The following is a 23,786-nucleotide window of genomic DNA, read 5'->3' as shown; positions in this document are numbered from 1 at the left end:
GAGGCGTAGACGATTCGGGACCGGACTGACTACGCCGCCGGCATTACCGAGGGCCGCGTTCGTGTGTGCCAGCAGTGGAATCCGCTGGTTTGAGCTGTGGATGCAACATCCTTGACTTCACCAGATCGGGCCTTTAAGTCCCCCCTCGTTCCGCAGACATTGCGTGTCACGCGGGAGTAGCTCAGTTGGTTAGAGCGCCGGCCTGTCACGCCGGAGGTCGCGGGTTCGAGCCCCGTCTCTCGCGCCATTTTTGGCAAATAGATCAAATAGTTGCTGTCTCGGCCAAAAGCGCCGCTTGGACTGCCGTTTCATCCCGATCGCTTCCTCCCCGCCAGAATTCGTCTATTTCGGCTTGGACTCCTCGATATGCGCGAGGATGCGCCGTGCGTCGGTGCTGCCGGCCTGCGCTGCCTTGGCCAGGAGCCGCTTGGCCGCGGCAAGGTCCCGTCGGCCGCCGATTCCGTTGGCGTTGCACCGGGCGAGATTGACCAGAGCTTCGAGTCCGCCCATCGCGGCGCCCCTCTGGTACAGCGCCCGAGCCAACTTCAGGTCTCGCCTGGCTCCCAGTCCCTTCTCGGCAAGCTCCCCCATCCTGTTGATGGCCGTCGCATCGCCGAGCTCGGCGGCCCGCTGGTACAACGCATAGGCCTTTGCGGGATCGCTGGCCGCGCCGATTCCACGCTCCTGCTGTAGGCCGAGGCTGACGAGTGCTGGCGCAATCTTCTTCTCGGCGGCCATCTCATAGTAGAAGCGCGAGCGGGCGGGATCTTTCTCGACGCCGTTGCCGTTCTCGTACATCAATCCGAGCTCGTAGAGCGCACGTGCGTTGCCGAGCTCGGATGCCGCCTTGTAGCTCGCCACCGCTCCTCCGTAATCGCGCATGGCGAAGAATGAACGCCCGAGCTGGTAGTGCAGGCGGTCCGCCCCTGGCCACCGCTTGACCGCCTCCGCGCACGCCGCAACCGCGCTCGCCGCCTTTAGATTGTCGCGCGTCTCGCCTTGGTCGACGTGTCCCCTCAAATCCGCGAGCCCGGCAACGGCGTTGTCGCAGTGCTGCATGACGGCGGTATCGTCCTGGACGACTTGCTTGACGGGATGGAGATAGACCTTGTCCTTGGAAAGCTGACCATACATGTAGGGCGTCTGCTTCCGGTGCGTTGCCTGCCGAACCTCGTCGCGAACGTTGCGAAAGACGAAGTTGATCTCGAGGTCGGCCTGCCGGAGGTATTTCAGCAGCGCCGCAGCGAAAGGGCTGTTGCGGCCTTCGCCTTCTTCCGCGGTCCGCCCCGGCTCCGCTGGAAAGAACACGAGCGTGTTACGGATCGGTGCGCTTCCGCCTGAGGTCAGGGAAGAGCTGCTGCGGCGGCCATTCGGTATGGCAGGGAACGGGTTCTCCCGCATGGCATCCAGGATCACCAGACCCAGCCTGCGAGCCCGCCCTGCGGCAGCGGTCACCGCAGCCAGGGGAACGGTCTCTGCGTTGGCCGACTCAGGTGTCGCAAGATGCGCATCCACGGGGATCAGGTAACTGCCGACACCGGCAGCTGCACTGTATCCGGCAAAATAGAAGACCGCGATGTCCGCAGCGGCGGACTTCTCGGTGAAGGCGACGAGCCTCGCGTGCAGATCGTCGAGGGTCGTGTTCTTGCGCAGATCGACGTCGAAGCCGAGGCCGGCGAGACCCGCGGCAATGTCCTCGGCATCATTGACGGGAGAGCCGAGCGGCGGCGCGTTCGCGTAGCTCGCGTTTCCAATGACCAAGGCGACACGGCGGTTGGAAGCTTCTGCTTCGGCGTCGAAGAGAAGCCCGATGGCAATGAACAGTGCCAGCCAGCGCAAGTTGGAGTCGCGTCCCTTAGTCGATGCCCGAACGGAGCTGCCGCCTCATCCAGTCGCGGTCGGTGAGAAAATCGAGGCCGAGCAGACCATAGTCGACGCGCAGAAACCCGTCCACTCCAGACGACACCGCCGCGGGAGTCTGCCGCGCGACCTCCTGCGCCATCACGCCGACATAGAACCTCGCATCGCCCCTGTATCGATAGCGGTAGAGGCGGAGGCCAGTATCGGTCCAGCCGAGTGCCGTAATGTCCTCCTTGAGGCGGATGTCCGATGGAATGGTGACGCGGCTCGCGGCATTCGAAGCGGCAGTCGAGGCCGCTCTGCTGGCCGCGCTTGATGCAGCGCTCGAGGCTGATCGGCTGGCAGCGCTCGACGCTGCGGCTGATGCCGCCTGCGATGCCGCCCGGCTTGCTGCGCTCGACGCGGCATTGCTGACCGCAGTCGAAACGGCATTGCTGACAACGTTGCCGACGACGTTGCTGACGACGCCGCTGACCACATTGCCGACATTCTGGTTCACGCGTGCAACCACTCGCCGATATTCGCGATTGCGAACCTTTTCCTCTTCCGAGCGGGTGTAGGCGGAAACCAGGAGCCCGCGCCTGCGCGCCTCGTTCACCGCGTTGATCATGCATCCCTTGGGGTTGCCCTTGGTCCGGCAAAGCTGGAATTGAAGCTGGACGTAGTCGGGGTATTTTTTGATCGATCTGGCGCACGCCCCGGAATCGCCGTCGAAGCAGGCGTTCACGTCGCTATCGTGCGCTGATTGCAGCATCAGTTCGGTGGAATTGACCGGTCGCAGGGCAAGGTCGCTGCCCGGCGGCAGGCGGTTATGGCGCGAGCTCGGATAGCGCTCGGCAAACCGGCCAACCACGCTCTTATCGCGTGATTCCTTCAGGACGTCCCATGCCTTCTCGACTGCCTCCGAATTGCCGGTGGTCGTCTCGGCCGAGGCGAGCTGATAGCTCGCCGGTGGCGGACCGGGCATGTCGATCTGCCCGGTGGCTTGGCCCGGCTTAGCCGATTTCTCGAGCGAAGCCAGCGCGACCCGGGCGCTCTCGACATGCTGGCCAAACGGATAGAGATCCAGATAGGCGCGGTAGGCCGCGAGCGACTTCTGTCGCTCGACGATCTTCCAGGCGTTCGTTTCAGCCGTCTGCAACTGCGCAATGCGCTGGTCGATCTCGGCCGTATGCGCGCTCGCCGGGAATTGCTGGGCGAAACGGCGCAAGGTCGCGATCTCGTTGGTCGAGCGGACGAACTCCCAGGCGAGCTGCTCGGCATCTGCTCCACCATCGCCGTTTGCGACGACAGCGTCGCCGTTGAGATAGATGTCGCCCTTCGGCAGCGTCCCGTAGATTGCCGGCTCTTGTGTCCCGGTCTCCTTCCAGACTTCGTCGTGCACGATCCGGAAGAGATAGTTGATCTCGAGTTGCGGCGTTTCGACATGGCGCAGGAGCGAGCCGGAGTAGGGGCTATTCCGCCCGGCCCCGTCGCTCGCCGTCGTGCCGGCAGCGGCCGCAAAGGCAACGAGCACGTTGTCGCTCACCTCGACAGGGGCAAGACCGCGCGTGTCGGCCGCGAAAGGCGTCGGGGAACGGGGTGTGCCGGACACTGGCGCGGCCGCCTTGGATGGCCGCGACGACAGCGCGCGTCCCGCGGCGGCGACCTTCGTCGTTTCGAACGGGTCGTTGCGGCAGGCGTCGAGAACCACGAGGCCGATGATCTTCGGCATCACGGAGATATCGATCAGGGTCTCGAGATTGATCGCCTCGGCATAGACATCGATCTCGGACTTGATTTCGGCATCGACCGGAATCAGCCAGTTCTTTCCGTCCATTTCGACGCCATGGCCTGCGAAGAAGATCACCGCCTTGTCGGCCGTCTTCGCCGCATTGCCGAATTCGATGAGGGCCTGCCGGAAATGATTGTAGTCGAGGTCGGCGAGGTGTCTGACGGAATATCCCAGACGACCCAGCGACGTCGCCATGTCGGCGGCGTCGTTGGCCGGGTTGATGAGTTTTGGGACCTTGCGATAGTTGCTGTTGCCGACAACGAGCGCGATCCTGTCTCCGGCGGTCGCCTGCAGTATTGTCGAAACGAGCATCGACAATGCTACGCAGCTGAGAACGGCGATCCGGCGTGCCAGATCCTGCAACATGAAGACGGGACGCGAGCTTGCGAGAACGAAAATCCCCAAATGGGCAGGCATCGGCAGAAACTCAGAAAATGAAAAATCGCAGAAACGGGCTAAGGCGGCTTGTTCGTGGATTCTACATCAAGGGATGCTGGATGACGACATCAAAGGCCTCCGTGTTCAGGATTTCGTGAACCGGGAGTGGCGATGCTTCGACCAAGAGGCTGCACATCGCGAGCGGTGAAACCAGTCGCGCTGCGCTGGTGTTGATGGCGCAGGCGGCCGAGGCCGGCGACATCTTCGGAGACTGCGGATGACCAGGACAGTCAAGTTCGCCCGTGCGCCGATTTTGGCCCTGCCGCTGCTCGTCGCTTTGTGCAGCGTGGCCCGCTGCAATGATCCGGCCGAGTCGTCACGCGACTCCATCATCCAGAACGTTCGAGAGGACGTGCGGCGGCACATCCGGGCACGGGAAGCAGGCAAGCCTAAGAAAAGTCCGGAGCTGAGCAAGACGGCAACGCAGCGTGGTGCCACGAAGAAGCGAAACCGCTCGACGGTGGAGTAGTGGGATATCGGCGCGCGCCCTGCGTTGGGTTGCTTCTCGTATCTGGGCGTGTTGCTCGGCGTGCAGCGCGGCCTGGGAAAGTGTTGCAAATGAGCATCAGCTGGGCGCGCTTGATGGAGCCGAACCCCCAATTCAGCCAATCAGGTGAAGACGCCGCGGGTGCTTTGCAAATAAATTCGGCGCCTGAAGCTTGCGGGAATTTACCTCCCGCCAAGGCTCGGGGCTGAACCAGCAGGGGGCTGATCGAATACTATGAGGGCAGGAATTTTCCGCCGCGGCTTTGTCGTGGCCGTACCTTTTTTGCTTAGTCTGTTTGCGACGCGACCGGTCTCCGCACAGGAGGTCAATGTTCCGCAGCAAGTCATCAACAACACCGTTCAGAACATCATCCAGAACGTCCGCGACCAGATTCAGCATCGCAGGGTCGTTACTCCTCCTGGAATGCTGCGCTTCAGCGGCGAGGAGTCGGATTTCGACCGTCGTGATCCGTTCGCCGCAAGGGGTGTCAGCAATCCGTTCGGTGCCCTGGCCTACGCCAAGGCTCCGGCACTTGCAGCGCCGCCCCCGGCGACCTGGCTTTACGGCGCGAACCTCGTCGGCAGTGGCGACAGTGCGCAATCGAGCGGGGTCCAGGTCAGCGTTGCGACGGTGACCGGCGCAGTCGATGTGACCAAGATCGGTATCTTCACTGCAACCGACGCGCTGACCTTCATCGGGACTGGCTCGCACTCGTGGGCGCACACCTTCACGAATGGCGGACTGACTACCGACGGTTCAATTCCATCGACTTCCGGCACCCTGTCGTATCTCAACGGCGGTTTCTCGACTGACTTCACCGCGCTCGCGAGCTGGACTCGCAGCACATCCAATCTTCCCCTTGCCGCGACCGCGGACGGCAGCGGCATCGCCTATACCTGGAACGGCCAATACCGGTTCGACTTCCCCTATACCGTGTGGTTCGAGCCGACGGTCGGCGTAACCTATTCGGAGGGCTATACCGCCAATTTCGGCAGCAAGACGGGCGATTCAACCGAATTTCACGGTGGCATGCGCGCCGGCTTCGAGACGGACTGGCTGGGCTTTAAGATCCAGCCGTCGATCTCGGGTCAGTACTACAGGATCGTCGACGCGAGCGGCGCCGGCGCCGTTGGAGGTGCGGTCCCCGTTGCGGCCGGCGTGATCGGTACCAATGGTCTTCGCGGTTCCGCAAAGGTCAACGTGCTCTGGACGCCGCAGCTGTCGTCCTACCTCGAAGTTCATGGCAGCAGCATCACCTTGCCGGACCCCCTGCTGCCTGGGGTTGGCGGATTCGGAACCTCGATCGCGGGTACTCAGGCCGGCCTTCGCTATACCTGGTAGAGTGATCTCGAAGACGGATACCCGCCGTGCCCGGCGGGCATCTTCTTGCGCTCCTCTCGCGCCTGGCGGAGGCAACATCCCCCGCGGCGCCGTCGCATGGGTGAAACCGAACGAAAAGGCCGCCTGAAGGCGGCCGTTTGGTATCAAACCGGACCTTTTCGGTTGTTCAGCGAATCTCGGACGTGCCCGCGCTGGTCACCACCACCGGCTTGCCGGCCTTGATGACCTGGGTGGACTGGGCGGTCTGGCTGTAATCGGCATGGGTGCGGGCCGCAATCCCGAAGCCGGCCACGGCAATGCCGGCCACCAGCGCCACCACCACGATCTTCAGGTGGGTCGCACGATCAGCAGAATGAATTGAGTGGTTCATCTGAGCCTCCCGACGGCTTTGCCGTCGTCTACGGGCTCATCTTCTAAGCGCCGTCTGTTTCCGGATGGTTTCGCGGGTTCCGCAAAATGGTTTCATCTCGCCCGGCCGGCAAGTTTCATTCGCACGGCCGCGCTGGGCTGGTCTGGGGCGCCGTTTGGCCGCCTGATCGTCTTTCGGTGATCGCCGCCGAAGCCCGCTGATGTTGCAGCAACATACGGAAATATTGGAGCATTTCTAAGAGTCCTTCTAAGAAGCATTCAATTAGGGAATTCCCGCGCCCTCACATAAGCGTCATCGCGAGCGCATGCCGTTCCGGGGACAGGCGGCATGACGCATCGAAACATGCAGCTTTGGGGTGGCGCGTTGAACAGTCTTGGAATGCTGCGGTCGGCCGTGTTGGCGACCGCATCCGCTTGGGTTTTGATGCCTCAGGCATCGCTTGCACAATCTTCCGCGCAGAGTGGCGCGCAGAACATTCCGCCGGTGACGGTCACGGCGCCGGAAGCGCGCCGCCGCACCGCGGCGACGCCTCAGCGCCGCGCGACGCGGATCTCGGCGCAGACCCCTGCCTCGAACAGGCCGCAGCCACGGCGCGACGTCGGCTTCGTCGAGACGCCGCGCGGGCCGGTGAATGGCTATGTCGCCGGCCGCAGCTCGTCGGGCACCAAGACCAACACGCCGATCATGGAGACGCCGCAGGCGGTGTCCGTCATCGGTGCCGAGCAGATCCGCGACCAGAAGCCGAACAAGCTCGACGAGGTTCTGCGCTACACCGCCGGCGTGCGGGCAGGGACTTTCGGTACGGACACGCGCAACGATTGGTGGCTGATCCGCGGCTTCAAGTCCGAGGACATTGGGCTGTTCCTCGACGGCATGCAGCTGTTCTACACGTCCTATGCGAGCTGGAAGCTGCAGACGCCCAACATGGAGCGTGTCGAGGTGCTGCGCGGTCCGTCGGCGGTGCTGTATGGCGGATCGAGCCCGAGCGGCATCGTCAACGTCATCAGCAAGATGCCGCCGGCCGAACCGATCCGTTACATCGAGACCGGCGTCAACAACTTCGGCAACGCCTATGTCAGCTTCGACATGGGCGGTCCGGTTGCGACCAGTCCTGATAACGGCAAGCTGTTCGCGCGCGTGGTCGGCCAGGTCCAGAACGGCGGTACGCAGGTCAACTTCACACCTGACAACAACTACTTCATCGCGCCGTCGGTCACGTGGAAGCCCGATGCCGACACGACCTTCACGGTGCTGGCGTCGGCCTCGAAGCAGGATACCCGCGGCATCAACTTCCTGCCCTATCAGGGCACGGTGACCAGCGCGCCGTTCGGCAAGATCCCGACCAGCTTCTTCGTCGGCGATCCCAGTGTCGATAAGTTCACGCGCGAGCAGGAGATGCTCGGCTACCAGTTCGAGCGTCATCTCACCGACCATGTGACGTTCCGTCAGAACGCGCGCTTTGCGCATGTCGACATCACCTATCGCGGCTATGTCGGCAACGGCTGGGACAACATCAACACGGCGACGATGGGCCGCTATAACTGGTATGCGAAAAACACCGCGAATCAGGCCAATCTCGACAACCAGCTGGAGTATCGTTTCAACACCGGCGCCGTCAGGCACACGATGCTGTTCGGTGTCGATCTGCGGGGCTATCAAATCGACGATTACCAGGCCTTCGGGTTCGGTGTGCCCTCGATCAACGTCTTCAATCCGGCCTACGGAGGAGCTGAGGTTCCGCTACCCGGCTCGCCGTTCCGCAACTTCCTCATCACGCAGAAACAGGCTGGTACTTACGTTCAGGACCAGATGAAGCTCGGCAATTTCACGCTGGTGCTGAGCGGCCGCAATGACTGGGTCGAGACGACGCAGGAAGCCCGGGACACCGGCGCCACCGTCGCCAGCCGCGACGACAGCAGGTTCAGCGGCCGCGCCGGGTTGATCTACAATTTCGACAACGGCATCTCGCCTTACGTCTCCTATTCAACGAGCTACAATCCAATCATCGGCCTTAATGCGTCGAACCAGCTTTTCCTGCCGGAGACCGGTAAGCAGGCCGAAATCGGCGTGAAGGTTGCGCCGGTCGGATTCGACGGCTATTTCACCGTTTCGGCGTTCGACCTTGTCCGTCAGAATGTCCCGACAACGGTGCCGGGCAGCGTTCCGCTCCTGCAGAACCAGACTGGCGAGGTGACCTCGCGCGGCATCGAGCTCGAGGCGGTGGCCAATGCCACGAAGGAGCTGAAGTTCATCGGTGCCTTCACGGCCTATAATCTCTTTGTGAGCAAGGATCTCGATCCGACGCTCGTCGGCAAGACACCGACCAACACGCCCGAACTCCTGGTGTCCGGCTGGGCCGACTACACCTTCAAGGACGGACCGCTCGCGGGCTTCGGCTTCGGCGGCGGCGTACGTTACATCGGCTCGTCCTGGGCCGATACCGCCAACACGCTCGAGGTTCCCGCGGTCGTGCTCGGCGATCTCGCGCTCCACTATGAATGGCAGAACTGGCGGACGGCGCTGAACGTGATCAACCTGACCGACAAGATCTATGTCGCAAGCTGCGCGTCGTCCACGTCCTGCTTCTACGGCGACCGTCGGCGCGTCACCGCCAGCGTCTCCTACAAATGGTGAGGACAGGCGAGGGCAGGGCCGGAAGGCTCTGGGACGAAGCGCAACCGATCGTGACGTTCGCTCGGCTCCACCTGGGCGTCCGCTGATCTGCGGTTACGATGAGCTCGCGGGCCATGCCCCCCGGCCCAAAGCTCATCCGGGCGCGGCGCGAGCGACCGGCAGGTCGCCGCCGCGCCCGCGACCGGCTTGGAGCCAATCGCGGGCACATTCGCCGGACGAGCCCTGGTCCTGTGATGACGCATGGCTCCTCCGATTACTCTGAGCTGTGGACAGGTCTTTCCTGCACCTGCAGCGGCCGCACCAGCATGGGTGTCCTGGCCGCGCCGATCGGCAAATCGGTCGCCGCGACAACGGGGGAATTGCCCCTGCGGCGCTGCATCAAAGCCCGAGCATTTGGTCGGTCAGCGCGCAGCGATAGCTGCCTCGGCCCGAGTGCCGCAATCTCAGAACGGCTGACCTGCGAGACCGTGGCAGCCCTTGCTGGGTGGGGCGATCTGCTCCATACCAGCCGCGGGGTGATTCCGGGATTTTCACCGTTCTGGGGGCGGCAAAGGGCCTGAAAAGAGCGTGTCTTGCGCCCATTGGTGCACTGCGCTAAGGCTCAGAATAATTCCAAATCGGACGAATCCGTGGCTGTCCCGAGGCTGCGGGAAAAGGGCTCGCCAATGAGCGGCATTCTGCAGAACTATCTTCCACTCGTCGTCTTTATAGGGGTAGCGGGCCTGATCGGCCTCGTGCTGCTGATCGCGCCGTTCATCGTGGCGTTCCAGCAGCCGGATCCCGAAAAGCTGTCGGCCTACGAGTGCGGTTTCAACGCCTTCGACGACGCCCGCATGAAGTTCGACGTCCGCTTCTATCTCGTCGCCATCCTCTTCATCATCTTCGATCTCGAGGTGGCGTTTCTGTTTCCCTGGGCGGTGGCGTTCGGCAAGCTTGGCGCGACCGGCTTCTGGTCCATGGTGGTGTTCCTCGCCGTGCTGACGGTCGGGTTCGCCTATGAATGGAAGAAAGGGGCCCTCGAATGGGATTGAACCCGGCTACACAGTCCGCAGGTCCGGTGATCGCACCGGCCCCGAAGGGCATTCTGGATCCTTCGACCGGCAAGCCGGTCGGGGCCAATGATCCGTTCTTCCTCGAGGTCAATTCCGAGCTGTCCGACAAGGGCTTCTTCGTGGCCGCGACCGACGACCTCATCACCTGGGCGCGTACCGGCTCTTTGATGTGGATGACCTTCGGTCTCGCCTGCTGCGCGGTGGAGATGATGCAGGTCTCGATGCCGCGCTACGACGTCGAGCGCTTCGGCTTCGCCCCGCGTGCCTCGCCGCGTCAGTCCGACGTGATGATCGTGGCGGGAACGCTGACCAACAAAATGGCGCCGGCGCTGCGCAAGGTCTACGACCAGATGCCCGAGCCGCGCTACGTCATCTCGATGGGCTCCTGCGCCAATGGCGGCGGCTATTATCACTATTCCTACTCGGTCGTGCGCGGCTGCGACCGCATCGTGCCGATCGACATCTACGTGCCGGGCTGCCCGCCCACGGCGGAGGCGCTGCTCTACGGCGTGCTGCTGCTGCAAAAGAAGATCCGGCGCACCGGCACCATCGAACGCTAAGGTTTTACGTCATGGACGACGCCAAGCTCGACGCCCTGGGGCAGACGATCGTTAGCGCGCTTCCGGGCGCCGCGACCGGTCACTCGGTGGCCTTCAACCAGCTCACCGTGGACGTCGAGGCCGCCAGGATCGTCGAGGTGGTCAAGTACCTCCGCGATGACCCGAACTGCCGGTTCGTCAACATCACCGACATCACGGCGGTGGACTATCCGGATCGCGAGAAGCGCTTCGACGTCATCTATCACTTCCTGTCGCCGACCTTGAACGCGCGCATCCGGCTCAAGGCGCAAGCCGACGAGACCACGCAGGTGCCCTCGCTGATCGACGTCTTCCCGGGCGCGGACTGGTTCGAGCGCGAAGCCTACGACCTCTACGGCGTGTTCTTCGTCGGCCATCCCGACATGCGCCGCATCCTCACGGACTACGGCTTCGAGGGCCATCCGCTGCGCAAGGATTTCCCGCTCACCGGATTCGTCGAGGTCCGCTACGACGATCAGGAGAAGCGGGTGGTGTACGAGCCGGTCCGCCTCAACCAGGAATTCCGCAAGTTCGACTTTTTATCCCCTTGGGAAGGTGCCGACTATCCGGTGCTTCCGGGCGATGAAAAAGCGGGGCCGAAGGTCTGATCATGAACGAGCAACCGCAGAATCTCCGTAACTTCACGATCAATTTCGGACCGCAGCACCCGGCGGCGCACGGCGTTTTGCGCCTCGTGCTCGAACTCGACGGCGAAGTGGTCGAGCGCGTCGATCCGCATATCGGCCTGCTTCACCGCGGCACTGAGAAGCTGATCGAGCAGAAGACTTATCTGCAGGCGATCCCTTATTTCGACCGGCTCGACTACGTCGCGCCGATGAATCAGGAGCACGCCTTCTGCCTCGCCGCCGAAAAGCTGCTCGGCATCGAGGTGCCGCGCCGCGGCCAGCTGATCCGCGTGCTCTATTGCGAGATCGGCCGCATCCTCTCGCATCTGCTCAACGTCACCACGCAGGCGATGGACGTCGGCGCGCTGACCCCGCCGCTGTGGGGCTTCGAAGAGCGCGAGAAGCTGATGGTGTTCTACGAGCGCGCCTCGGGCAGCCGCATGCATGCGGCCTATTTCCGTATCGGCGGCGTGCATCAGGACCTGCCGCAGAAGCTGGTCGACGACATCGAGGCCTGGTGCGATCCGTTCCTCAAGGTTGTGGACGATCTCGACCGTCTGCTCACCGCCAATCGCATCTTCAAGCAGCGCAACGTCGACATCGGCGTGGTGCCGCTCAAGGAAGCCTGGGAATGGGGTTTCTCGGGTGTGATGGTGCGCGGCTCGGGCGCGGCCTGGGACTTGCGCAAGTCGCAGCCCTATGAGTGCTACGCCGAGATGGATTTCGACATTCCGATCGGCAAGAACGGCGACTGCTACGATCGCTATTTGATCCGCATGGAAGAGATGCGCCAGTCCGTGCACATCATGAAACAGTGCATCCAGAAGCTGAACGCGCCTGACGGCAAGGGCCCGGTCGTCGTCGAAGACAACAAGGTCGCGCCGCCGCGCCGTGGCGAGATGAAGCGCTCGATGGAAGCGCTGATCCACCACTTCAAGCTCTACACCGAAGGTGTCCACGTGCCGGCCGGCGAGGTCTACGCCGCGGTCGAGGCGCCCAAGGGCGAGTTCGGCGTCTATCTCGTCGCCGACGGCACCAACAAGCCCTACAAGTGCAAGATCCGCGCGCCGGGCTTCGCGCATCTCCAGGCGATGGATCACATCTGCCGCGGCCATCTGCTGGCCGACGTCTCGGCGATCCTGGGCTCGCTCGACATCGTGTTCGGAGAGGTCGATCGGTGATGGCGCAGGCGCCAATCCAGTTTGACCGTGCCTCGGGGGCCCTTGAAGGGGCGAACCTGTGGGAGCGGACGGCTGCCTTGGCGCTGGTGACGGGATCGAAGATCTCCTCGCACTTCTCGCATATGGGCTACATCGCCTGCGCGAATTTGCTGCGCAAGACGCTGCCCGAGCGCAACATCGCGATCAGGCTCAATCCCGACGCGGTGTTCGAATTCCCTTACGGCGACGGCTATTGGAGCAAGCTGCTCAACCGCTCCTACATTTACGAGGACGAGCTCGAGCTCTTGTTCGCCGATTCCATCGACGTCGACTACACGCTGCTCGATTGCGGCGCCAATTACGGTTATTGGTCGGTGCTGGTCTCGAGCAAGCCGTTCGGCGCGCATAAGGCGATCGCGATCGAGCCGTCGGGCCAGAACTATTCGAAGCTCGCCAACAATGCCCGCATCAACGCTGGCCGCTTCGAGACCATGAAATGCGCGATCGGCGCGGCGCGCGGCACCGCGCGTCTGTCGGGCACCAAGCACGAGGCCTTCAGCATCGCCGGCGATCAGTCGGCGGGCGGCGAGGAGGTGCCGGTGATCGCGCTCGACAATTTGATCGAGGACGGCAAGGTCGCGGCCACCGGCAAGTACCTGATCAAGCTCGACGTCGAGGGCGTCGAGATCGAGGCGATCAAGGGCGGGGCACGGCTGCTTCAGGCCGACAGCGTCATCATGTGCGAGGAGCACGGCAGCGACCGCTCGCACGCCGTGTCGCGCTTCATCCTCGAACAGACCCCACTGAAGCTGATCGTGTTCGATCCGCGCAGCAACCGCATGGAAACCGTGACCGAGCTGTCGATCCTCGACCGCATCAAGGTCTCGACCCACGTCGGCTACAACGTTTTCGGCACCGCAAGCGCATTCTGGCAGGACAGGATCGAGGCCATGAACGCCAAGAACCTGGATACCAAGACCGCGCGCCGCATGCAGTGAGAGATTGAAGAGATGTCCGTTCGCCGATTAGCACCGAAGGAAGTCCAACCCGCGAGCTTTGCGTTCACGGAGGAGAACCTCGCATTCGCCCGGCAGCAGATCGCGAAATATCCCGAAGGCCGTCAGGCCTCCGCCGTCATCGCCATCCTCTGGCGCGCGCAGGAGCAGAACGAGGGCTGGGTGTCGGAGGCCGCGATCCGCGTCATCGCCGACATGCTCGACATGCCCTATATCCGCGTGCTGGAGGTCGCGACCTTCTACACCATGTTCCAGCTCGCCCCCGTCGGCAAGAAGGCCCACGTCCAGGTCTGCGGCACCACGCCGTGCCGGCTACGCGGCGCCGAGGATCTGATCCACGTCTGCGAGCACCGCATCCATCACGAGCCCTTCCATCTCTCCAAGGACGGCAATTTCAGCTGGGAGGAGGTGGAGTGCCTGGGCGCCTGCGTGAACGCGCCGATGGTGCTGATCGGCAAGGACACCTATGAGGACCTGACCAAGGAAAGCTTCGGCAAGGTGCTCGATGGCTTCGCTTCGGGCAATCCGCCCAAGCCCGGTCCGCAGAACGGCCGCCAATTCTCGGCGCCGATGACCGGACCGACCACGCTCAAGGAGATCACCTGATGCGTGATCTCGTCGTAACCGGAGGGACCGCGGCCGTGAAGAAATGGGGCTTCGTCGCCATGCACGCCGCGATCGCGGCTGCCTTCATGTTCCTGCTGCAGCGTTACTTCATGAACGCGTCGCAGGAGACCAGTCTGCTCTGGGCGCTGTTCTTCGCCGTCTGCGCCGCCGGACTTGCCTACAAGCAGTCCATTCGTTGATCGGAAAGCACTGATATGCTCGAGGACAAGGACCGCATCTTCAAGAACCTCTACGGCCTCCACGATTGGGGGCTCGAGGGTGCGCGGCGCCGCGGCGCCTGGGACGGCACCAAGAACATCATCGACAAGGGCCGCGACTGGATCATCAACGAGATGAAGGCCTCAGGGCTGCGCGGCCGCGGCGGCGCCGGCTTCCCGACCGGTCTCAAATGGTCCTTCATGCCGAAGGAATCGACCGACGGCCGTCCCAGCTATCTCGTCGTCAACGCCGACGAATCCGAGCCCGGCACCTGCAAGGACCGCGAGATCATGCGGCATGATCCGCATCTGTTGGTCGAGGGCTGCCTGATCGCGAGCTTCGCGATGAACGCGCATGCCTGCTACATCTATGTCCGCGGCGAGTTCATCCGCGAGCGCGAGCGCCTTCAGGCCGCGATCGACCAGGCCTATGAAGCCAAGCTGATCGGCAAGGACAATCTCAACGGCTGGCCGTTCGACCTTTACGTCGCCCACGGCGCCGGCGCCTATATCTGCGGCGAGGAGACCGCGCTGCTCGAAAGCCTCGAGGGCAAGAAGGGCCAGCCGCGGCTGAAGCCGCCGTTCCCGGCGAATGTCGGTCTGTTCGGCTGCCCGACCACCGTCAACAACGTCGAATCCATCGCCGTTGCGCCCGATATCCTGCGCCGCGGCGCGGCGTGGTTCGCCGGCATCGGCCGCCCGAACAATGTCGGCACCAAGCTGTTCTGCATCTCCGGCCATGTCGAGCGGCCCTGCAACGTCGAAGAGGCTATGGGCATCCCGTTCCGTGAGTTGATCGAGAAGCATTGCGGCGGCATTCGCGGCGGCTGGGACAACCTCAAGGCCGTGATCCCCGGCGGCTCGTCGGTGCGCATGGTGCCGGCCGAGCAGATCATCGACACGCCGATGGATTTCGATAGCCTGAGCAAGCTGCGCTCGGGCCTCGGCACCGCCGCGGTGATCGTGATGGACAAGTCGACCGACCTGATCCGTGCGATCGCCCGCATCTCCTATTTCTACAAGCACGAGAGCTGCGGCCAGTGCACGCCGTGCCGCGAAGGCACAGGCTGGATGTGGCGCGTCCTGACCCGCATGGCCGAAGGCCGTGCCCACAAGCGCGAGATCGACATGCTGCTCGAGGTCACCAAGCAGGTCGAAGGCCACACCATCTGCGCGCTCGGCGACGCCGCGGCCTGGCCGATCCAGGGCCTGATCACGCACTTCCGCCACGAGATCGAAGCGCGCATCGACCAATATTCGCACAAGGCCGATGTCGATGACATCGGGGTCCGCGATCCCGTGAACATGGTCGCGGCGGAGTAAGAGACATGACCAAGCTCATCATCGACGGCAAAGAGATCGATGTCCCCGCCGAGTACACGTTGCTTCAGGCGTGCGAGGCGGCTGGCGCCGAGATTCCGCGCTTCTGCTATCACGAGCGGCTGTCGATCGCCGGCAATTGCCGGATGTGTCTCGTCGAGGTGAAGGGCGGCCCGAAGCCGGTCGCGAGCTGCGCCTGGGGCGTGCGCGACTGCCGTCCGGGCCCCAAGGGCGAGCCGCCCGAGATTTCGACGCGTTCGCCGATGGTGAAGAAGGCACGCGAAGGCGTGATGGAATTCCTTCTGATCAACCATCCGCTGGATTGCCCGATCTGCGACCAGGGCGGCGAGTGCGACCTGCAGGACCAGGCGATGGGCTATGGCGTCGACACCAGCCGCTTCGCCGAGAACAAGCGCGCGGTCGAGGACAAATATCTCGGCGCGCTGGTCAAGACCTCCATGAACCGCTGCATCCAGTGCACGCGCTGCGTCCGCTTTTCGGCGGAAGTCGCCGGCGCGCCCGAGATGGGCGCTACCGGCCGCGGCGAGGACATGGAGATCACGACCTATCTCGAGCACGCGCTGACCTCGGAATTGCAGGGCAACCTCGTCGACATCTGCCCGGTCGGCGCGCTGACCTCGAAACCCTATGCCTTCGCGGCGCGCCCGTGGGAGCTCGGCAAGACCCAGTCGATCGACGTCATGGACGGCGTCGGCTCTGCGATCCGCGTCGACACCCGCGGCCGCGAGGTGATGCGGATCCTGCCGCGCATCAACGAGGCCGTGAACGAGGAGTGGATCTCGGACAAGACCCGGCACGTCGTCGACGGCCTGCGCACCCAGCGTCTCGACCGGCCCTATATCCGCGAAGCCGGCAAGCTGCGCGCAGCGAGCTGGACCGAAGCCTTCGCTGCGATCGCCGCCAAGGCGGCGCGCACCGACGGCAAGCGCATCGGCGCGATCGCAGGCGATCTCGCCGGCGTCGAGGAGATGTTCGCGCTGAAGGACCTGCTCGGCAAATACGGCTCGGGCAATCTGGCGGTGCAGGGCGGCGACGCCTTCGATCCGGCGCTCGGCCGCGGCTCCTACATCTTCAATCCGACGCTCGCCGGCGTCGAGCAGGCCGACGCGCTGCTCATCATCGGCGCGAACCCGCGGAAAGAGGCGGCCGTGTTCAACGCCCGCATCCGCAAGCGTTGGCGCGCCGGCGGCTTCAAGGTCGGCGTGATCGGTGCCAAGGCCGACCTGACCTATGATTTCGACCACCTCGGTGCCGGTACCGAGACGCTGGCCGAGCTCGCGGCCGGCAAGCATTCCTTCATGGACGTGCTGAAGAACGCTGAGAATCCGATCATCCTGGTCGGTGCGGGCGCGGCCGCCCGTCACGACGGCGCCGCCATTCTCGCCGCCAGCGCCAAGCTCGCGCTCGATGTCGGCGCAGTCAAGGACGGCTGGAACGGTTTTGGCGTGCTGCACGAGACCGCCTCGCGCGTCGGCGCGCTCGACATCGGCTTTGCCGCAACCAGCGGCGGCCTCAATGCTGCGCAGATGACGACCTTCGGCACGCTCGACTTGCTGTTCCTGCTCGGCGCCGACGAGATCAAGGCGCCTGACGGCACCTTCGTCGTCTATATCGGCACCCATGGTGATCGCGGCGCGCACCGCGCCGACGTCATCCTGCCGGCGGCCGCCTACACCGAGAAGTCCGCGATCTACGTCAACACCGAAGGCCGCGTGCAGATGACGGGCCGCGCCGCGTTCCCGCCGGGCGAGGCCCGCGAGGACTGGGCGATCATCCGCGCACTGTCGGAAGCACTCGGCAAGAAGCTCGGCTATGACTCGCTTCAAGCCCTGCGCCAAGCGGTGTTCAAGGCCGTGCCGCATCTGATCCGTCTCGACCAGATCGAGGCCGGCTCGGCCGACCAGATCAAGAAGCTGGCGGGCAAGGGCGGCTCGCCCGAGAAGGCGCCGTTCAAGCCTCTGGTCGAGGACTTCTATTTGACCAACCCAATCGCGCGTGCGTCCGCCGTGATGGCGGAATGCTCGCGCCTCGCCTCCGGGCAGATGCTGACCGCAGCGGAGTGAGCGTGATCTGATGGAATTCTTCGAAAGCGCATTCTGGACCGGGTTCCTCTGGCCGCTGATCATCATGGTCGCGCAGAGCGTCCTCGTGCTCGTCGTCCTGCTGGTCGCGATCGCCTACATCCTGCTCGCCGACCGCAAGATCTGGGCGGCGGTGCAGATCCGCCGCGGCCCGAACGTCGTCGGCCCGTGGGGCCTGCTGCAATCCTTCGCCGACCTGTTGAAGTTCGTGCTGAAGGAGCCGATCATCCCGGCCGGCGCCAACAAGGGCGTGTTTCTTCTTGCTCCCTTGGTCTCATGCGTGCTCGCGCTCGCCGCCTGGGCCGTGATCCCGACCAATCTCGGCTGGGTGATCGCCGACATCAATGTCGGCGTCCTCTTCATCTTCGCGATCTCGTCGCTGTCGATCTACGGCATCATCATGGCCGGCTGGTCGTCGAACTCGAAATACCCCTTCCTCGCCGCGCTGCGCTCGGCCGCGCAGATGGTGTCCTACGAAGTCTCGATCGGCTTCGTCATCATCACCGTGCTGCTCTGCGCCGGCACGCTGAACCTGACGGCGGTGGTCGAGGCCCAGCACGCGCGGGGCCTTGCCAGCCTGATCGGGCTGCCGCAGCTGACGATCCTGAATTGGTACGTCTGGCCGTTGTTCCCGATGTTCGTGGTGTTCTACGTCTCGGCGCTGGCGGAAACCAACCGCCCGCCCTTCGACCTCGTCGAAGCCGAATCCGAGCTCGTCGCCGGCTTCATGGTCGAGTACGGCTCGACGCCGTACCTCTTGTTCATGCTCGGCGAGTATGTCGCAATCGTCACGATGTGCGCGCTGGCGACGATCCTGTTCCTCGGAGGCTGGCTGCCGCCGGTGGACCTGCCGCCCTTCAACTGGGTGCCGGGGATCATCTGGTTCTCGCTGAAGCTGTTCTTCATGTTCTTCCTGTTCGCGATGGCGAAGGCGATCGTGCCGCGCTACCGCTACGATCAACTGATGCGCCTCGGCTGGAAGGTGTTCCTGCCGCTGTCGCTGGCGATGGTGATCGTGGTGGCCGGCGTGCTGCATTTCGCCGGCATCGCGCCGAAGTGAGGGCCGTCATGGGTATCAACGTCAACGCCACTGCACGCTCGCTTCTGCTGTCGGAATTCGTCTCGGCGTTCTTCCTCGCCATGCGTTATTTCTTCCAGCCGAAGCCGACGCTGAACTATCCGTTCGAGAAGGGCCCGATCTCGCCCCGCTTCCGCGGCGAGCACGCGCTGCGCCGCTATCCGAACGGCGAAGAGCGCTGCATCGCCTGCAAGCTGTGCGAGGCGGTCTGCCCGGCGCAGGCCATCACCATCGAGGCCGGCCCGCGCCGCAACGACGGCACCCGCCGCACCGTGCGCTACGACATCGACATGGTGAAGTGCATCTATTGCGGCCTCTGCCAGGAGGCCTGTCCGGTCGATGCCATCGTTGAAGGCCCGAACTTCGAGTTCGCGACCGAGACCCGCGAGGAGCTCTATTATGACAAGGCCAAGCTGCTCGCCAACGGCGACCGCTGGGAACGCGAGATCGCCAAGGCGATCGAGCTCGACGCGCCGTACCGGTGAGGTGAGGGCATGATCCTTCCCGCGCTGTTCTTCTATCTCTTCGCCGGCGTCTGCGTCGCCTCGGCTGTGATGGTGATTGTCTCGCGCAATCCCGTGCACTCCGTGCTGTACCTGATCCTGGCCTTCGTCAACGCCTCCGGCCTGTTCGTGCTGATGGGCGCCGAATTCCTCGGCATGATGCTGATCGTCGTCTATGTCGGCGCGGTCGCGGTGCTGTTCCTGTTCGTGATCATGATGCTCGACGTCGACTTCCTCGAGCTGCGCGAGGGTTTCATCGAGTACCTGCCGGTCGGCCTCGTGATCGGCGGCATCTTCATGTTCGAGTTGCTGCTCACCGTCGGCTTCTGGGTCATCAACCCCGGCGTCTCCAAGACGATCACGGCGGCGATCCCGGCCAACGTCAGCAACACCGAGGCGCTCGGTCTCGTGCTCTATACGAAGTACATCCACTACTTCCAGCTCTCGGGCATGGTGCTCCTGGTCGCCATGATCGGCGCCATCGTGCTGACGCTGCGCCACAAGGAGAAGGTCAAGCGGCAGGACATCAACGTTCAGAACGCGCGCACGCCCGACATCGCGATGGCGGTGCGCAAGGTGGCGCCGGGGCAGGGGCTCTCGGACGCGGACGCGGCGGAGTGGGTGAAATGACGATCGGGCTCGGACACTATCTGGCGGTCGGCGCGATCCTGTTCACGCTCGGCATCCTCGGCATCTTCCTGAACCGCAAGAACATCATCGTCATCCTGATGTCGATCGAGCTGATCCTGCTCTCGGTCAACATCAACCTCGTGGCGTTCTCGAGCTTCCTCGGCGACATCGTCGGCCAGGTCTTCGCGCTGCTGGTGCTGACGGTCGCGGCTGCCGAAGCTGCGATCGGTCTCGCCATCCTGGTGGTCTATTTCCGCAACCGCGGCTCGATCGCGGTTGAGGACGTCAATCTGATGAAGGGCTGATCGCATGATCCGGAAAAGTGGGTACCGGTTTTCCGACCAGATCATGCGGAAAGAGTAAGTCATGGTTCAGGCAATTGTCTTTCTGCCTCTGCTGGGCGCCATTCTGGCTGGCCTGATCGCGCTGTTCGGCGCGCATGCCCGCAACCCCTCGGGCGACGAGCTCGATCATCACGGCGGCCACGGCCATGGCGCGCATGCCCATGCGTCCGACAAGATCAACGAGGATGCCTCCGTCATCCACGAGAGCCATCACGACGACGCTCACGACGATCACGGCCATGGCCCGACCGAGCCGCCGGCGGCGGGCTCGCGCGCAGCCGAGCTGATCACCACCGGGCTGCTGTTCGTCTCGGCGGCCTTGTCCTGGATGACGCTGGTCGACGTCGGCTTCATGCATCACGACTACAGGATCCAGCTGCTGCCCTGGATCTTCTCCGGCGATCTCCAAGTCTGGTGGACGCTGCGCGTCGATACGCTCACCGCCGTAATGCTGGTGGTGGTGACGACCGTGTCCTCGCTCGTGCACCTCTATTCCATCGGCTACATGGACGAGGACCCGAACCGGCCGCGCTTCTTCGGGTATCTCTCGCTGTTCACCTTCGCCATGCTGATGCTGGTGACGGCCGACAATTTGGTGCAGCTGTTCTTCGGCTGGGAAGGCGTGGGTCTCGCCAGCTATCTGCTGATCGGCTTCTGGTACCAGAAGCCCTCGGCCAACGCTGCCGCCATCAAGGCCTTCGTGGTCAACCGCGTCGGCGACTTCGGCTTCGCGCTCGGTATCTTCGCGGTCTTCATGCTGGTCGGCTCGACCGATTTCGAGACCATCTTCCACGCCGCGCCCGGCCTCACTGGCAAGACCATCAACTTCCTCGGTTGGCACGCCGACGCGCTGACCCTGACCTGTCTGCTGCTGTTCATGGGTGCGATGGGCAAGTCCGCCCAGTTCCTGCTGCACACCTGGTTGCCGGACGCGATGGAAGGCCCGACCCCGGTGTCGGCGCTGATCCACGCCGCGACCATGGTCACCGCCGGCGTCTTCATGGTGGCGCGCCTGTCGCCGCTGTTCGAACTCGCTCCGAATGCCCAGGCCGTCGTGATGTTCTTCGGCGCGACCACGGCGTTCTTCGCCGCGACCATCGGCCTCGTCCAGAACGACATCAAGCGCATCGTCGCCTACTCGACCTGTTCGCAGCTCGGCTACATGTTCGTGGCGATGGGGGCGGGGGCCTATTCGGTCGGCATGTTCCACCTGTTCACCCACGCCTTCTTCAAGGCGCTGCTGTTCCTAGGCTCTGGCTCGGTGATCTACGCGATGCACCACGAGCAGGACATCCGCAACATGGGCGGCCTCTGGAAGAAGATTCCCTACACCTATGCCGTGATGGTGGTCGGCACGCTGGCGCTGACCGGCTTCCCGCTCACCGCCGGCTACTTCTCAAAGGACGCGATCATCGAGTCCGCCTACGCCTCGCACAATCCGTTCGCGGTGTACGGCTTCCTGATGACGATCATCGCCGCCGGCCTGACCTCGTTCTACTCCTGGCGCCTGATCTTCAAGACCTTCCACGGCGAGCCGCATGACGAGCATCATTACGATGCCGCGCATGAGGCTCCGCTCTGGATCCTGATCCCGATCGGCGTGCTCGCGGTCGGCTCGTTCGTCGCGGGCCTGCCGTTCAAGGAGCTGTTCGCCGGTCACGGGGTCGAGGAGTTCTTCCGCGAGTCCGTGAAGATGAACCCGCACATCATCGAGGAGATGCACCACATCCCTCAGACCATCGCCTTCCTGCCGACGGTGATGATGGTGTTGGGCTTCCTCGTCTCCTACCTGTTCTACATCCGCCGGCCCTACCTGCCGGTCGAGCTCGCGAACACACAGCCGATGCTGTACCAGTTCCTGCTCAACAAATGGTACTTTGACGAGCTCTACGACGTCATCTTCGTCCGCCCGGCGAAGTGGATCGGCTACCAGCTCTGGAAGAAGGGCGACGGCTTCATCATCGACGGCTTCGGCCCCGACGGCGTCTCGGCCCGCGTGCTGGACGTCACCCGCAACGTCGTCAAGATCCAGACCGGCTATCTCTATCACTATGCATTCGCCATGCTGATCGGCGCTGCCGGCCTGATCACCTGGTTCATGTTCGGCTTTGGAGGCCAGTAAATGACAACCTGGCCCATTCTTTCGGTCACGACGTTCTTGCCCCTGGTCGGCGCGCTGATCGTCTATCTGAGCCGCGGTGACGACGAGGCGGCGCGGCGCAATTCGCGCTGGATCGCGCTCTGGACCACGCTGATCACCTTCGCGGTGTCGGTGATCCTGGTCATGCGCTTCGACCCCAGCAACCCCGACTTCCAGTTCGTCGAGAAGGCGAACTGGCTCGCCACCGGCATCACCTACCACATGGGCGTCGACGGCATCTCGCTGCCGCTCGTGATCCTCACCACCGCCGTGATGCCGTTCTGCATCGTCGCGAGCTGGAAGGCGATCACCAACCGCGTCCGCGAATACATGATGGCGTTCCTGATTCTGGAAACGCTCATGATCGGCACCTTCTCGGCGCTCGATCTCGTGCTGTTCTACCTGTTCTTCGAGGGCGGCCTGATCCCGATGTTCCTGATCATCGGCGTCTGGGGCGGTCCGCGCCGGGTCTATGCCTCGTTCAAGTTCTTCCTCTACACGCTGCTCGGCTCGGTCCTGATGCTGCTTGCCATCATGGCGCTGTACTGGAACGGCGGCACCACTGACATCCCGACCCTGATGCACACCGCCGTGCCGCGGTCGTTGCAGACCTGGGCGTGGCTCGCCTTCTTCGCGTCCTTTGCGGTGAAGATGCCGATGTGGCCGGTGCACACCTGGCTTCCCGACGCGCACGTCGAGGCACCGACCGCGGGCTCCGTGGTCCTCGCCGCGATCCTGCTGAAGATGGGCGGCTACGGCTTCCTGCGCTTCTCGCTGCCGATGTTCCCGCTGGCCTCGCACGACTTCGCGCCGCTGGTGTTCACGCTCTCGGCCATCGCCATCATCTACACCTCGCTGGTGGCGCTGATGCAGGAGGACATGAAGAAGCTGATCGCGTACTCCTCGGTCGCGCATATGGGCTTCGTCACCATGGGCATCTTCGCCGGCACCATGCAGGGCGTCGCCGGCGGCGTGTTCCAGATGATCTCGCACGGCATCGTCTCCGGCGCGCTGTTCCTCTGCGTCGGCGTCGTCTACGACCGCCTGCATACCCGCGAGATCGCGGCCTATGGCGGTCTCGTCAACCGGATGCCGCTCTATGCGATGACCTTCATGGTGTTCACCATGGCCAATGTCGGTCTGCCCGGCACCAGCGGCTTCGTCGGCGAGTTCATGACGCTGCTCGGCACCTTCAAGGTCTCGATCCCGACCGCGTTCTTCGCCAGCTTCGGCGTGATCCTCTCGGCGGCCTACGCACTATGGCTCTATCGCAAGGTCGTGTTCGGAGCGCTGGTCAAGCCGCAGCTGGCGAGCATGAAGGATCTCACCTTGCGGGAGTGCGTCATTCTTTTCCCGATGATCGCGCTGACGATCCTGTTCGGCGTCTATCCGAAGCCGGTGCTCGACATGTCGGCCGCCTCGGTCCAGCAACTCGTCAACAATTACAATACCGCCGTGACGGCCGTGAAGGCCGCCGCACTGCTCCAGTGATCGGGCAGGTCAGGATAT

The 23,786-nt window shown here is 63.6% G+C and carries 21 protein-coding genes and 1 tRNA gene; 19 read left to right on the top strand and 3 right to left on the bottom strand.

The genetic code is table 11. The annotated features are described in order from the left end of the window. Positions 1-170: 170 nt before the first annotated feature. Positions 171-247: transfer RNA gene (locus GA0061099_RS20025), tRNA-Asp, on the top strand. A gap of 95 nt (positions 248-342) precedes the next feature. Here the strand turns inward: GA0061099_RS20025 and GA0061099_RS20020 are convergent. Next, positions 343-1,839, bottom strand: coding sequence for a caspase family protein (locus tag GA0061099_RS20020; RefSeq protein ID WP_050995944.1), 1,497 nt, complete (start codon positions 1,837-1,839; stop codon positions 343-345). Positions 1,840-1,855: 16 nt separating this feature from the next. Then, positions 1,856-3,946 (bottom strand): caspase family protein, encoded by a 2,091-nt coding sequence (locus tag GA0061099_RS20015; protein WP_158644881.1) that lies wholly within the window; start codon positions 3,944-3,946, stop codon positions 1,856-1,858. 343 nt (positions 3,947-4,289) lie between these two features. Between GA0061099_RS20015 and GA0061099_RS20010 the strand changes: the two genes are divergently transcribed. Then, entirely contained in the window at positions 4,290-4,541 is a 252-nt protein-coding gene (locus GA0061099_RS20010; RefSeq protein WP_036025350.1) for a hypothetical protein, read from the top strand. A 252-nt stretch (positions 4,542-4,793) separates the two neighbouring features. Further along, the gene (locus tag GA0061099_RS20005) at positions 4,794-5,900 is read left to right on the top strand and encodes an autotransporter domain-containing protein (protein ID WP_141697649.1); all 1,107 of its coding nucleotides are present in this window, start codon (positions 4,794-4,796) and stop codon (positions 5,898-5,900) included. Between the two features lie 166 nt (positions 5,901-6,066). Here GA0061099_RS20005 and GA0061099_RS20000 read toward each other — a convergent pair whose 3' ends face one another. Continuing rightward, the gene (locus GA0061099_RS20000) at positions 6,067-6,270 is read right to left on the bottom strand and encodes a hypothetical protein (protein ID WP_036010204.1); all 204 of its coding nucleotides are present in this window, start codon (positions 6,268-6,270) and stop codon (positions 6,067-6,069) included. A 378-nt stretch (positions 6,271-6,648) separates the two neighbouring features. Here GA0061099_RS20000 and GA0061099_RS19995 point away from each other — a divergent pair, with 378 nt between their 5' ends. The 16 genes from GA0061099_RS19995 (at position 6,649) to GA0061099_RS19920 (ending at position 23,768) form a co-directional block, all read left to right on the top strand. Continuing rightward, positions 6,649-8,904, top strand: a complete 2,256-nt coding sequence (locus tag GA0061099_RS19995; RefSeq protein WP_036025348.1) for a TonB-dependent siderophore receptor — start codon at positions 6,649-6,651, stop codon at positions 8,902-8,904. A 665-nt stretch (positions 8,905-9,569) separates the two neighbouring features. Beyond that, positions 9,570-9,935, top strand: a complete 366-nt coding sequence (locus GA0061099_RS19990; RefSeq protein WP_008136158.1) for an NADH-quinone oxidoreductase subunit A — start codon at positions 9,570-9,572, stop codon at positions 9,933-9,935. Then, the gene (locus GA0061099_RS19985; RefSeq protein WP_036025347.1) at positions 9,926-10,516 is read left to right on the top strand and encodes a NuoB/complex I 20 kDa subunit family protein; all 591 of its coding nucleotides are present in this window, start codon (positions 9,926-9,928) and stop codon (positions 10,514-10,516) included. The genes GA0061099_RS19990 and GA0061099_RS19985 overlap by 10 nt, the downstream gene beginning before the upstream one ends. Before the next feature lie 11 nt (positions 10,517-10,527). Continuing rightward, entirely contained in the window at positions 10,528-11,142 is a 615-nt protein-coding gene (locus tag GA0061099_RS19980) for an NADH-quinone oxidoreductase subunit C (RefSeq protein WP_036010195.1), read from the top strand. Between the two features lie 2 nt (positions 11,143-11,144). Beyond that, positions 11,145-12,341 carry an NADH-quinone oxidoreductase subunit D gene (locus tag GA0061099_RS19975; RefSeq protein WP_036025346.1) on the top strand — a complete coding sequence of 399 codons (1,197 nt, stop codon included), beginning with the start codon at positions 11,145-11,147 and terminating at the stop codon, positions 12,339-12,341. After that, positions 12,341-13,318 carry an FkbM family methyltransferase gene (locus GA0061099_RS19970; RefSeq protein WP_036025345.1) on the top strand — a complete coding sequence of 326 codons (978 nt, stop codon included), beginning with the start codon at positions 12,341-12,343 and terminating at the stop codon, positions 13,316-13,318. The genes GA0061099_RS19975 and GA0061099_RS19970 overlap by 1 nt, the downstream gene beginning before the upstream one ends. Positions 13,319-13,330: 12 nt before the next feature. Next, positions 13,331-13,942 (top strand): NADH-quinone oxidoreductase subunit NuoE, encoded by a 612-nt coding sequence (gene nuoE / locus GA0061099_RS19965; protein ID WP_036025344.1) that lies wholly within the window; start codon positions 13,331-13,333, stop codon positions 13,940-13,942. After that, positions 13,942-14,142: a hypothetical protein gene (locus GA0061099_RS19960; protein ID WP_050991808.1), complete on the top strand. Its 201-nt coding sequence runs from the start codon at positions 13,942-13,944 to the stop codon at positions 14,140-14,142. Before nuoE ends, GA0061099_RS19960 begins: the two co-directional genes overlap by 1 nt. A 15-nt stretch (positions 14,143-14,157) precedes the next feature. After that, on the top strand, positions 14,158-15,483 hold the full coding sequence (gene nuoF, locus GA0061099_RS19955; RefSeq protein ID WP_036025343.1) for an NADH-quinone oxidoreductase subunit NuoF: 1,326 nt from the start codon (positions 14,158-14,160) through the stop codon (positions 15,481-15,483). A 5-nt stretch (positions 15,484-15,488) separates the two neighbouring features. After that, positions 15,489-17,564 carry an NADH-quinone oxidoreductase subunit NuoG gene (gene nuoG, locus GA0061099_RS19950; RefSeq protein WP_036025342.1) on the top strand — a complete coding sequence of 692 codons (2,076 nt, stop codon included), beginning with the start codon at positions 15,489-15,491 and terminating at the stop codon, positions 17,562-17,564. A 10-nt stretch (positions 17,565-17,574) separates the two neighbouring features. Continuing rightward, entirely contained in the window at positions 17,575-18,642 is a 1,068-nt protein-coding gene (gene nuoH / locus GA0061099_RS19945; RefSeq protein WP_085969087.1) for an NADH-quinone oxidoreductase subunit NuoH, read from the top strand. An 8-nt stretch (positions 18,643-18,650) separates the two neighbouring features. Further along, the gene (nuoI, locus tag GA0061099_RS19940; RefSeq protein WP_157283556.1) at positions 18,651-19,145 is read left to right on the top strand and encodes an NADH-quinone oxidoreductase subunit NuoI; all 495 of its coding nucleotides are present in this window, start codon (positions 18,651-18,653) and stop codon (positions 19,143-19,145) included. A 9-nt stretch (positions 19,146-19,154) separates the two neighbouring features. Continuing rightward, positions 19,155-19,793 carry an NADH-quinone oxidoreductase subunit J gene (locus tag GA0061099_RS19935; protein ID WP_036010173.1) on the top strand — a complete coding sequence of 213 codons (639 nt, stop codon included), beginning with the start codon at positions 19,155-19,157 and terminating at the stop codon, positions 19,791-19,793. Continuing rightward, complete coding sequence (nuoK, locus tag GA0061099_RS19930) at positions 19,790-20,098, top strand: NADH-quinone oxidoreductase subunit NuoK (RefSeq protein WP_036010170.1); 309 nt, start codon at positions 19,790-19,792, stop codon at positions 20,096-20,098. Before GA0061099_RS19935 ends, nuoK begins: the two co-directional genes overlap by 4 nt. Positions 20,099-20,159: 61 nt before the next feature. Continuing rightward, positions 20,160-22,259, top strand: coding sequence for an NADH-quinone oxidoreductase subunit L (nuoL, locus tag GA0061099_RS19925; RefSeq protein WP_036025339.1), 2,100 nt, complete (start codon positions 20,160-20,162; stop codon positions 22,257-22,259). Then, positions 22,260-23,768 carry an NADH-quinone oxidoreductase subunit M gene (locus GA0061099_RS19920; RefSeq protein ID WP_036025336.1) on the top strand — a complete coding sequence of 503 codons (1,509 nt, stop codon included), beginning with the start codon at positions 22,260-22,262 and terminating at the stop codon, positions 23,766-23,768. The last annotated feature ends 18 nt before the right edge of the window (positions 23,769-23,786 follow it).

The sequence above is a fragment of the Bradyrhizobium yuanmingense genome (genome assembly GCF_900094575.1).
Taxonomy (GTDB): Bacteria; Pseudomonadota; Alphaproteobacteria; order Rhizobiales; family Xanthobacteraceae; genus Bradyrhizobium; species Bradyrhizobium yuanmingense.
The sequence above is the reverse complement of the archived record's forward strand: the minus strand, read 5'-3'. Positions and strand labels throughout refer to the sequence as shown.